Raw genomic sequence first — 11,656 nt, 5'->3', positions numbered from 1 at the left:
GAAACATGGCCATCATCACGCACGCCTCCCCGCTTCACCGTCTCGGCGCATTCGCGTGCGCGGCCGCGCTGCTCGCCGGCTGCGCGGGTGCGCGCCACACACCGCCGCCGGCCGTCGCGATGCCCGCGAACTGGGCCGCGCCGGTCGCGGCCGACGCGCCGGCCGCCACGCGCGACTGGTGGCGCAGCTTCGGCGATCCGCAACTCGACGCGTTGATCGACGACGCGCTGCGCGCCAACAACGACCTCGCGATCGCGGCGATCCGCGTGTATCGCGCGCAGTTGCAGGCCGGGCTCGTCGATACGAACCTGACGCCCAGCGTGACGCTCGGCGCGAACGGCGCCGTGTCGCGCACGCTCGATACGCACCGGATGAGCCGCTCGAGCGGCCTCAACGGTTCGCTCAGCTACGAAATCGACCTGTGGGGCCGGCTCGCCGCGCTGCGCGATGCCGCGCGCTGGGAAGCCGACGCGACGGCCGCCGATCTGGAAGCCGCGCGGCTGTCGCTGATCGGCACGACCGCGGCGCTGTACTGGCAGATCGGCTATCTGAACCGGCAGATCGCGCTCGGCGACGCGAACATCGCGTATGCGCAACGCACGCTCGCGCTCGTCCGGTCGCGGCACGCGGCCGGCGCCGTGTCGGGGCTCGATCTCGCGCAGGCCGAACAAAGCCTCGCCGCGCAACGCGCGGCGCAGACGCAACTGATCCAGCAGCGCACCGAGAACCGCCACGCGCTCGCGATCCTGTTCGACCGGCCGCCGCAGCAGCGCGCGGCCGAACCGTCGGCGCTGCCCGACGCGGCGCCGCCCGAGGTCGCGGCCGGCCTGCCCGCGAGCCTGCTCGGCCGGCGCCCCGACCTGCGTGCGGCGGAATTCCGGCTGCGCGAGTCGCTCGCGCAGGTCGATGCGACGCGTACGAGCTTCTACCCGACCTTCACGCTGACCGGCAGCGCCGGCACGACGAGCACGAGCCTCGAGCGCGTGCTGACGAATCCGGTCGGCACGCTCGGGCTCGGCCTCGCGCTGCCGTTCATCCAGTGGAACACGATGCAGTTGCAGATCCGGGTGTCGAAGTCGCAGTACGAGGAAGCGGTGGTCGGGTTCCGCCAGCGGCTCTACACGGCGCTCGCGGAAGTCGAGAACGCGCTGTCGGCACGCGTGCAGCTCGAACGCGAAGCCGAACAGCGCGCGCTGTCGCTGGCCCAGGCGCAGCGCGCCGAACGGCTGGCCGCCGCGCGCTTCGCGGCCGGCGCGACCGCCGTGCAGCCGTGGCTCGACCAGCAGCAGGTGCTGAGGAGCGCGCAGAGCGCCGACGAACTGACGCGCCTGAACCGGCTCAACAACCAGATGAAGCTCTACCGCGCGCTCGGCGGCGGGACCTCCTGACCGGCCCTCACGCGTCATACGCCGCGCGCCGCCCGCGTCATTCGCACACGGCCGCCCCGCGCCGCACCGGCGCGAACGCCACCGCGCTCGCGGTCGCGAGCACGGCCACGCCCGCCGCGCCGTACAGCATCACCCAGCCGAAGCCGTGCACGAGCGCCGCATGCAGCGCCGCGCCGCTCGGATCGGCCTGCGCGAGCGCCGGCGCGATCGCCTGCAGCCCGTCGGTGCGGCCCGCTGCGATCTCCTGCGCGAGCCGGCGCAGCGCCGCGTCGCCGATCGCGCCGGCCGACCCGCCCTGCAGGCTCGCGACGATCCCCGCCACCAGCACGAAGCCCATCGTCGCGATGTTCAGCGCGAGCGAGATCATCCGCGCGCTCATGTCGATGCCCGACGCCATGCCGGCGCGCGCACTCGGCACCGCGCCCGTCGTCGTGTTGGTGACGGGCGTGTTGGTCAGCCCGAGCCCGATGCCGGCGATCATGCAGCCCGGCAGCATCGTCAGCCAGCTTGCGTGAACGGCCGCGCTGCCGAGCCGCATCAGCACGAAACCGGCCGCGATCGTGAACAGGCCGCCCGGAATCACGACGCCGGGCCCGTAGCGCAGCGCAAGCCGTTCGCCGAACGGCGGCGCGATCAGCGTCGGCAACGTGTACGCGAGCAACGCGAGGCCGGCCGTCACGCTGTCGTAGCCGAGCGCGACCTGGAACCAGATCGGCAGGTAGATCATGAACGGCCAGAAGCTGAAATTCATCCCCATCGAGCCGAAGATCGCGCCGGTGAACGCGCGGATCCGGAACACCGAGAAGTCGAACATCGGCCGCGCGCTGGCGCGCTCCGCGATGAAGAAACCGATCAGCGCGAGCACGGTCGCGCCGAGCACGCCGAGGCCGGCCGCGCTCGCGAGCCCGAGTTCGGCGCTCTGGGTGATGTAGAAGGCAAGGCCGAGCACCGCGAGCGACAGCGTGACGATGCCCGCGACGTCGAGCGTGCCCGCATGCGGATCGCGCGATTCCCGCACCGCGCCGCCGATCAGCACGAGCGCGACGGCCGCGAGCGGCGCATGAACGAGAAACACCCACGGCCAGCTCGCGAGCGCGACGATCGCGCCGCCGACGATCGGCCCGAAACCGAGCCCGATGCCGAACACGATCCCCCAGATCCCGAATGCGCGGCCGCGCTCGCGCCCTTCGCGGAACTGGTGCGACAGCAAGGCGATCTGGCAGATCAGCATCGCGCCGCCGCTCGCGCCCTGCAGCAGCCGGCCCGCGACGAGGACCGGCACGTTCGGCGCGAGCCCGCACAGCAGCGACGTCGCGCCGAACAGCACGGTGCCGATCACGTACACGCGTTTGCGGCCGAACCGGTCCGCGAGCGTGCCGGCCGCCATCAGCACCGTCGTACATGCGATCGTGTACGCGTTCATGATCCACTGCATGCCGTTGAAATCGCCATGCAGCACGTGTTCGAGCGTCGGCAGGATCACCGGCACGCTCGAGATCTCGAGGCCGAACATCAGCGACGTGAGACAGACGGCCGCGAGCGCGACCGCATTCCTGCGGGAGTCGGATAGCGTCATGCGTATTTGCGCGGCGGCCCGGCAACGGGCCGCGCGCCTCCAGGTCAGTAGGATCCGCCGCGCGCGGCCGGCGACGCACGCTGGGCGGGAATCGGTACTATAGTGAGAATTCGCCTCCCCATTGACGCACGCATTTCCACGCACTGGGGAATTTACGGACCCAATCGACGCAACGCGATGACCGACAGACTCGACGGCGTAACGACCTTCGTCCAGGTGGTGGAATCAGGCAGCTTCGCGCTGGCCGCGGAGCGGCTCGACATGACGCGCTCGGCGGTCGGCAAGGCGATCGCGCGGCTCGAGAAGCGGCTCGGCGCACGGCTGCTGCAGCGCACGACGCGCAGCCAGAGCCTGACCGACGACGGCCAGGCGTACTACGACCGCTGCGTACGCGCGCTCGCGGAACTGGAAGCGGCGGAAGCCGATCTCGACTGCGGCCGCCACGAGGCGCGCGGCAAGCTGCGGCTGAGCGTGCCGCTCGCATTCGGGCACCACTGCGTGACGCCGATCGTGCTCGATCTCGCACGCAGCTATCCGCACCTGCGCATCGACGTGTCGATCACCGACCGCTTCGTCGATCTCGTCGAGGAAGGGATCGACCTCGCGGTGCGGATCGGCACGCTCGCGGACAGCACGAGCCTCGCGGTACGGCGGCTCGGCACGCAGTACGGCAGCCTCGGCGCGGCGCCGTCGTATCTCGCGCGCCATGGTGTGCCGAAGACGCTCGACGATCTGAAGCACCACCGCACGATCGCGTATTCGCGTTCGGGCGTGGTGCAGCCGTGGGATTTGCGCGCGCCGGACGGCTCGACAGTGCGGGTCGACATGCCGCATCAACTCAGTTTCGACGACGTGCAGGCGATCGCCGCGGCCGGCGCGGCCGGGTTCGGGATTGCGTGGGTGCCGAGCTGGCTGCTCGATCAATACGTGAAGCGCGGGGAGATGGTGGTCGTGCTCGATCGCTGCTTCGTCTGCGAAGGCGACATTCACGCGATCTGGCCGAAGACGCGCTACCTGCCGCGCAAGACGCGCTGCGTGATCGACGCGCTCGCGCAGGCGATTCCGCCGATGATCGAGCGCGCGGACGAACCGCGATGAGATGAAAGGGAACCGACGCGCCGCACGGGCGCGCCGGACCATCACGCAAGGATCACGCCGCGCCGAGATCGGCGAGCGGATGCGCGAACAGCTTCCACGGCGACGTCAGGAAATGCCGCACGCGTTCGGCGCGCAGCTCGACGAGCGACGCGGGCGCCCAGCGCGGCTTGCGATCCTTGTCGACGAGATGCGCGCGCACGCCTTCGCAGAAATCGCCTTCCTCGATCGCGCGCGCGACGATGCCGAGCTCCATCCGGAACGATTCCGCGAGCGTCATCTGCCGGCCGCGCAGCAGCGCCTCGCGCGTCACCGCGAGCATCGTCGGCGAATGGCTCGCGAGCGCGTCGAGCGTCGCCTGCAGCCATTGGCGGTGCTCGCGCGCGAGTTCGTCGCGCGCCAGATCCTGCGTGAGCGTCGCGACGATCCGCTCGACGGTCGAACGCTTGTCGAAGTGGCGGACGATCCACGGCATCTGGCTGTCGAGCGCCGCATGCGGCACGACGTTGCACGGCGGCTCGAACACCTTGCGCAGCAGCGGCAGCACATCGCCGTCCCACTTGACGCTTTCGATGCGCGTCTCGAACGTGTCGAGCCACGCGGACGGCACGCAGAGGTCCGCGAGCTTCGCGGCGAGCGCGTCGGCGCCCGACAGCATCGCGCCGGTCAGTCCCACGTACAGTTCGAGTTCGGCCGGCATGCGCGACAGGAAATGCGTCGCGCCCACGTCGGGCACGAGGCCGATGCGCGTTTCGGGCATCGCGATCTTGCTGCGCTCGGTCGCGACGCGCAGCGCCGCGCCCTGCGCGAGGCCCATGCCGCCGCCCATCGTGATGCCGTCCATCAGCGCGACGACCGGCTTCGGGAACGTGTGGATCGCGTAGTCGAGCCGGTATTCGTCGACGAAGAACGGCAGCCAGGTTTCGCGCAGCGCGACCATCTTGTACAACGCGCGCACGTCGCCGCCCGCGCAGAAGCCCTTCTCGCCCGCGCCGCGCAGCACGACCGCGACGATCCGGTCGTCGCGGCGGCAACGCTCGAACAGCGCGGCCAGCTCGCCGATCATCGCGTACGACAGCGCGTTGAGCGCGGCCGGCCGGTTCAGCGTGATCAGCGCCACGCGGTTCACCACGCGAAACAGCACCTCGGGCGCATGCTCCGCGAATGCATCGTGATTCGTCACCGGCGTGCTCATCGTTGCGGCTCTCCATCGGTGCGCCACTGCGGCGCGCGCTTGCCCAGGAACGCCGCCACGCCTTCGCGCGGATCGGCCGTGTCGAACAAATCGACGAAGCGTTCGCGCTCGACCGCGAGCGCCGCGCCGCGCGGCACGCCGCGGCGCGCGAGGCCGATCAGTTCCTTGCTGTAGGCCACGGCATGCGGGCTTTGCCGCGCGACGTTGCGAGCCAGCACGAGTGCCGCCTCGCGCGCGGCGCCGCTTTCGACCACGTCCTCGACGAGGCCGATCCGCAGTGCGGTGGCCGCATCGACGCGCGCACCGGTCAGGATGATCTTCTTCGCCCAGCCCTCGCCGACGAGCCAGGGCAGCGTCTGCGTGCCGAGCCCGCACGGCAGCAGCCCGACCGACGGCTCGGGCAGCGCCATCTGCGCATGCGTCTCCGCGATCCGCAGGTCGCACGCGAGCGCGCATTCGAGGCCGCCGCCCATTGCATAGCCGTTGATCGCCGCGATCGTCACGACGCGTGCGTCGTGCAGCGCCTCGAACGCCGCGCCGAAGCGCGACGCCATCGCACGCGCGACCGCGCGATCGCCGTCGGCGAACGTGTTGAGGTCGGCGCCCGCGCTGAAGAACTTCGGGCCGTCGCCGGTGATCACCAGCGCGCGCACGCGCGGGTCCGCATTCAGTTCGGCGACGGTTTGCTGCAGTTGCCGCAGCCCGTCGGCGGTAAAGGCGTTCGCGGGCGGACGCTTGAGCGTCGCGCACGCGATCGCGCCGTCGTCGACGTAGTCGAGTTCGATCATCACGCGTCCTTCTTCGTGGCCGGTTGGTACAGGCGGATCACCGCCGAGAAATCGAGCTGGCCGTCGCCGCGGCTGCTCATCGTCTGATACAGCTGCTGCGCGAGCGCACCGAGATAGACGGGCTGGCGCGCCTGCTTCGCCGCGTCGTTCGCGAGGCCGAGATCCTTCAGCATCAGGTCGGTGCCGAAGCCGCCCGAGTAGCCGCGCGACGACGGCGCGGTCTCGATCACGCCCGGATACGGGTTGTACGTGTCCGAGCTCCAGCAGCGGCCCGTCGACGTGTTGACGATGCCGGCCAGCACCTTCGGGTCGATGCCGAGCGCGACGCCGAGCGACATCGCCTCCGACACCGCCGCCATCGAGATGCCGAGCACGAGGTTGTTGCAGACCTTCGCGACCTGCCCCATGCCCGTCGCGCCGCAGTGGACGATGTTCTTGCCCATCCCGGCGAGCACCGGTTTCACGCGCTCGAAATCCGCGTCGCTGCCGCCGACCATGAAGGTCAACGTGCCTGCCGCCGCGCCGCCGGTGCCGCCCGACACCGGCGCGTCGACGAACGCGCCGCCGTGCTCGCGCACCAGCGCGCCGAATGCCTGCGCGCTCGCCGGGTCGATCGTGCTCGAATCGATCACCGTCGCGCCGGCGCCGAGGCCGGCCAGCACGCCGTTCTCGCCGGTGAGCACCGAGCGCACGTGCGGCGCGGCCGGCAGCATCGTGATCACGAACGTCGCGCCCGACGCCGCATCGCGCGGCGACGCGGCCACCTGCGCGCCGGCGTCCTGCAGTGCGCGCAATGCGTCGGCGCTCAGGTCGAACGCGTGCACTTCGTGGCCGGCTTTCAGCAGGTTCAGCGCCATCGGCGCGCCCATGTGGCCGAGGCCGATAAATCCGATTTTCATGGTGGTGTCCTCCGCCGCTCAATGCAGCCGGATCGTCGTGTTCACCGGGCCGGCCGTCGTATCGTCGTCGAACCAGCGCGCGGTGACCGTCTTGGTCTGCGTATAGAACTGCACGACCTGCTTGCCGTACGGGCCGAGATCGCCGAGCTTCGAGCCGCGCGAACCGGTGAAGCTGAAGAACGGCACCGGCACCGGGATCGGGATGTTGATGCCGACCTGGCCGACGTCGATCTCGCTCTGGAACCGGCGCGCGGCCGCGCCGCTCTGCGTGAAGATGCCCACGCCGTTGCCCATCGGGTTCGCGTTGACGAGCGCGATCGCCTCGTCGAGCGTGTCGACTTCCATCACGACCAGCACCGGCCCGAAGATTTCATGCGTGTAGATCGTCATGTCGGTCGTCACGCCGGAGAAAATCGTCGGCCCGATGAAGTTGCCTTCCTCGAAACCGGGCACCTTCACGTCGCGGCCGTCGAGCTCGAGCTTCGCGCCTTCCTTGATGCCCATGTCGATCAGCGACAGGATGCGCGCCTTCGCGCCGCGCGACACGACCGGCCCGACGTCGGTGCCCGCTTCCGAGCCCGCGTTGACCTTCAGCGTCTTCGCCTTCGCGACGATGTCCGGCAGCCATTCGCGCGCCTTGCCCACCAGCACCGCGACGGACGTCGCCATGCAGCGCTGGCCGGCCGCGCCGAAACCCGCGCCGACGAGCGCGTTGATCGCCTGTTCGCGGTTCGCGTCGGGCAGCACGACCGCGTGGTTCTTCGCGCCCATCATCGACTGCACGCGCTTGCCCTGCGCGCTGCCGAGGTTGTACACGTGCGTGCCGACCGTGGTCGAACCGACGAACGAGATCGCCTTCACGAGCGGATGCGTGCAGATCGCGTCGACGACGTCCTTGCCGCCGTGCACGACGTTCAGCACGCCTTTCGGTATGCCGGCTTCGAGCGCGAGCTCGACGAGCTCCATCGTCGACATCGGGTCCTGCTCCGACGGCTTCAGCACGAACGTGTTGCCGCACACGATCGCCATCGGGAACATCCACAGCGGAATCATCGCGGGGAAATTGAACGGCGTGATGCCCGCGCACACGCCGAGCGGCTGGCGCAGCGTGTAGGTGTCGACGCCGCCCGCGACGTTCTCCGCGAATTCGCCGAGCTGCAGCGTGCCGATCGAGCACGCGTGCTCGACCACTTCGAGGCCGCGGAAGATGTCGCCTTCTGCATCGGGAATCGTCTTGCCCTGCTCGGCCGTCAGCGTCCTGGCGATGCGCTGCTGGTTCGCGCGCACCAGATCCTGGAACTTCAGCATGATGCGCATGCGCGCGGAAATCGGCGTGTTCCTCCACGTCGCAAACGCGGCGTGCGCGGCCTGCACGGCCGCGTCGACTTCCGCGACGGTCGCGAACGGCACGCGCGCGAGCACCTGTTGCGTCGCCGGGTTGACGATGTCGCGCCACTCGCTCGTGGCGGACTCGACGAAGGCGCCGTCGATCAGCAGCTTGACCGTCGGCACGTCTTGCCCCGTACGGGGCGTCGGATTCGCGTTCATCAGTGCAATCTCCTTGCAATGGGTCGCGACGTAACGGCATGCCGCCGCGCGACCGTTTCAATTCGGCTGCGGGCGGCCGCCGCGGCATGCGGCGCGCGCGGCCCGCGGCCGGTCATTTCAGTTCGGCGGCGAAATCTTCTTCCCAGTATTCGCCGGGCATGCGCGCGCTCGCGTCGTCGCCGCGCTCGATCTCGCGGCGGCGCAGCTCGACGCGGCGGATCTTCCCCGAGATCGTCTTCGGCAGCTCCGCGAATTGCAGGCGGCGAATGCGCTTGTACGGCGCGAGCTTCTCGCGCGAGTAGCGAAAGATCTCCAGCGCGAGCGCGGGGCTTTCTTCATAGCCCTCGCGCAGCGTGACGAACGTCTTCGGCACCGACAGCCGCACCGGATCCGGGCTCGGCACGACGGCCGCCTCGGCGATCGCCGGGTGCTCGATCAGCACGCTCTCCAGCTCGAACGGGCTCAGCCGGTAGTCGGACGACTTGAACACGTCGTCCGCGCGGCCGATGTACACGTAGTAGCCGTCGTCGCGACGCATCGCGATGTCCGACGTGCGGTAGTGGCCGTCGCGCATCGCATGGGCCGTCGCGTCGGGATTGTTCGCGTAGCCCTTCATCAGCCCGACCGGGCGCGCGACGCCATCGCCGATCGGCAGCGCGACCTCGCCTTCGGTCACCGGCGCGCCGTCCGGGTCGAGCAACGCGATCCGGTAGCCGGGCAGCGGCCGGCCCATCGAGCCCGCGACCACCGGCTGGCCCGGCGAGTTGCCGATCAGGCAGGTCGTCTCGGTCTGGCCGTAGCCGTCGCGAATCGTGATGCCCCACGCGTTCTTCACGCGCTCGATGATCTCGGGATTCAGCGGCTCGCCCGCGCCGACGATCTCGCGCAGCTTCACGTCGAACGACGCGAGCGGCTGCTGCACGAGCATGCGCCACACGGTCGGCGGCGCGCACAGCGTGGTCACCTGATATTTGACGAGCGCATCGAGCACGGCCTTCGGCTCGAAGCGCGCGTAGTTGAATACGAACACGCACGCCTGCGCATTCCACGGCGCGAAAAAGCAGCTCCACGCGTGCTTCGCCCAGCCCGGCGAGCTGATGTTCCAGTGGATGTCGCCCGGCAGCAAGCCGACCCAGTACATCGTCGACAGGTGCCCGACCGGATAGGTGCGGTGCGTATGCTCGACGAGCTTCGGCTTCGACGTCGTACCCGACGTGAAGTACAGCAGCATCGGATCGTTCGCGTGCGTGACGGCGTCCGGCTCGAACGCGGCGCTCGCCGTATAGCCGTCGTTCATCGCGAGCCAGCCTTCGCGCGGCGCGCCGGCGACGATCTTCTGCTTGAGACCGAGGCCGGCCTGTTCGAACTTCGCGGTTTCGTTCTCGTCGACGATCGCGTAAGTCGCGCCGCCGATCTGCACGCGGTCGCGCACGTCGTCGGGCGACAGTTGCGTGGTGGCGGGCAGCACGATCGCGCCGAGCTTCATCGCCGCGAGCATCGCGTCCCACAGCTCCACACGGTTCGGCAGCATCAGCAGAATGCGGTCGCCGCGCACGACGCCGATCGAGCGCAGCCAGTTCGCGATCCGCGACGAACGCTCGGACATCTGCGCGAACGAATACGGATCGCCCGTGCCGGTTGCCGCATCGACGATCCACAGCGCGGGCTGGTCGTTGCCGCGCGCCATCGGGTCGAAATAGTCGAGCGCCCAGTTGAACGCGTCGAGCACCGGCCATGCGAAATCGCGATACGCGGTGTCGTAGTCGGTGCGATGGCGCAGCAGAAAGTCGCGCGCGTCGAGGAATGCCTGTACCGTCATGTGTCGTCTCCGTCCAGTCTCCATGCCCAGCGGTCAACCGGCGCAGGTGCTGCAGCACCTGCCCGGTTCCGTGTCGCCCGGCGCACGGTCACGTCGCTGCGTGCCGCGTTTGCCGCGCTGCCCTCGTGCCTGCGTTGTATGCCTGCTCGTTCGACCGTTTGTTGGATTGCGTGATGCCGGATGGGCGCGCGCCGCGACTCACAGCTGCCGCGCGATCACCATCCGCTGCACTTCGCTGGTGCCTTCGTAAATCTGCGTGATGCGCGCGTCGCGATAGTGGCGCTCGACTTCGTAATCGGCGAGATAACCGTAGCCGCCGTGGATCTGGATCGCATCCGAGCACACGCGCTCGGCCATCTCGGACGCGAACAGCTTCGCCTGCGACGCTTCGGACAGGCACGGCAGCCCGGCCGTGCGCAGCTTCGCCGCGTGATGCACGAGCAGGCGCGCGGCGTTGATCTGCACGGCCATGTCGGCGAGCTTCTGCTGGATCGCCTGGTGCTCGGCGATCGGCTTGCCGAACTGCACGCGCTCGCCCGCATAGCGGCGCGCCTTGTCGAACGCGGCGCGCGCGATGCCGAGCGCCTGCGCGGCGATGCCGATGCGGCCGCCTTCGAGGTTCGACAACGCGATCTTCAGCCCTTCGCCGCGATTGCCGAGCAGGTTCTCTTCGGGAATCGCGCAGTTCTCGAACGTGATCGGGCACGTATCCGACGCGCGGATGCCCATCTTCTTCTCGGGCTTGCCGACGATGAAGCCCGGTGTGTCGGTCGGCACCAGGAACGCGGAAATGCCGCGCTTGCCCGCTTCCGGATCGGTCATGGCAAAAACGATCGCCACGCCCGCGCGCTGGCCGTTGGTGACGAACTGCTTCGCGCCGTTCAGCACCCATTTGCCGTCGCGCAATTCGGCCCGCGTGCGCAGGTTGTTCGCCTCGGAACCGGCCTGCGGCTCGGTCAGGCAGAATGCGCCGATCACGCGGCCGGCCGCCATGTCGGCCAGCCAGCGATCCTTCTGCGCGGGCGTGCCGAAGCCGAGGATCGGCCCGCAGCCGACCGAGTTGTGCACGCTCATCATCGTCGCGCACGCGGCGTCGCCGGCCGCGACTTCCTCCATCGCCAGCGCATAGGCGACGTAATCCGTATACGAGCCGCCCAGTTCCTGCGGCACGATCATCCCGAGCAGCCCGAGCTCGCCGAGCTGCGCGACGATCGCGTCGGGCAGGTGCGCGTCGTGGTCCCACTGCGCCGCGTTCGGCGCCAGCATCTCGGTGGCGAACGCGCGCGCGGCGTCGCGGATCATCCGCTGGTCTTCGGTGTAAAGCTCGTCCATGGTGCTGCTGTCTCCC

9 protein-coding genes are annotated in these 11,656 nt (G+C 69.6%); 2 read left to right on the top strand and 7 right to left on the bottom strand.

What is annotated here, in order from left to right; genetic code table 11:
- Positions 1-5: 5 nt before the first annotated feature.
- Positions 6-1,388 (top strand): efflux transporter outer membrane subunit, encoded by a 1,383-nt coding sequence (locus WS64_RS29160; protein ID WP_060968507.1) that lies wholly within the window; start codon positions 6-8, stop codon positions 1,386-1,388.
- Positions 1,389-1,425: 37 nt separating this feature from the next.
- On the opposite strand, the gene WS64_RS29155 is transcribed toward WS64_RS29160, so the two are convergent.
- Positions 1,426-2,964 carry an MFS transporter gene (locus tag WS64_RS29155; RefSeq protein WP_060968506.1) on the bottom strand — a complete coding sequence of 513 codons (1,539 nt, stop codon included), beginning with the start codon at positions 2,962-2,964 and terminating at the stop codon, positions 1,426-1,428.
- A 177-nt stretch (positions 2,965-3,141) separates the two neighbouring features.
- Here WS64_RS29155 and WS64_RS29150 point away from each other — a divergent pair, with 177 nt between their 5' ends.
- Positions 3,142-4,062, top strand: coding sequence for a LysR family transcriptional regulator (locus WS64_RS29150; protein ID WP_059584529.1), 921 nt, complete (start codon positions 3,142-3,144; stop codon positions 4,060-4,062).
- A gap of 52 nt (positions 4,063-4,114) precedes the next feature.
- Here the strand turns inward: WS64_RS29150 and WS64_RS29145 are convergent, their stop codons facing one another.
- The 6 genes from WS64_RS29145 to WS64_RS29120 form a co-directional block, all read right to left on the bottom strand.
- The gene (locus WS64_RS29145) at positions 4,115-5,254 is read right to left on the bottom strand and encodes an enoyl-CoA hydratase/isomerase family protein (protein WP_060968505.1); all 1,140 of its coding nucleotides are present in this window, start codon (positions 5,252-5,254) and stop codon (positions 4,115-4,117) included.
- Positions 5,251-6,042, bottom strand: a complete 792-nt coding sequence (locus WS64_RS29140) for an enoyl-CoA hydratase (RefSeq protein ID WP_059584526.1) — start codon at positions 6,040-6,042, stop codon at positions 5,251-5,253. Before WS64_RS29140 ends, WS64_RS29145 begins: the two co-directional genes overlap by 4 nt.
- Positions 6,042-6,941 (bottom strand): 3-hydroxyisobutyrate dehydrogenase, encoded by a 900-nt coding sequence (mmsB, locus tag WS64_RS29135; protein WP_059640845.1) that lies wholly within the window; start codon positions 6,939-6,941, stop codon positions 6,042-6,044. Before mmsB ends, WS64_RS29140 begins: the two co-directional genes overlap by 1 nt.
- Positions 6,942-6,959: 18 nt before the next feature.
- Positions 6,960-8,489 (bottom strand): CoA-acylating methylmalonate-semialdehyde dehydrogenase, encoded by a 1,530-nt coding sequence (locus WS64_RS29130; protein ID WP_060968504.1) that lies wholly within the window; start codon positions 8,487-8,489, stop codon positions 6,960-6,962.
- Positions 8,490-8,601: 112 nt separating this feature from the next.
- Positions 8,602-10,308: an AMP-binding protein gene (locus WS64_RS29125; protein ID WP_060968503.1), complete on the bottom strand. Its 1,707-nt coding sequence runs from the start codon at positions 10,306-10,308 to the stop codon at positions 8,602-8,604.
- 198 nt (positions 10,309-10,506) lie between these two features.
- Entirely contained in the window at positions 10,507-11,640 is a 1,134-nt protein-coding gene (locus WS64_RS29120) for an acyl-CoA dehydrogenase family protein (protein WP_060968502.1), read from the bottom strand.
- Positions 11,641-11,656: the final 16 nt, after the last annotated feature.

It is taken from the genome of Burkholderia anthina (assembly GCF_001547525.1).
GTDB classification, from domain to species: domain Bacteria; phylum Pseudomonadota; class Gammaproteobacteria; order Burkholderiales; family Burkholderiaceae; genus Burkholderia; species Burkholderia semiarida.
Note: the sequence above shows the minus strand (reverse complement) of the source record. Positions and strands in the feature narration are given on the sequence as shown.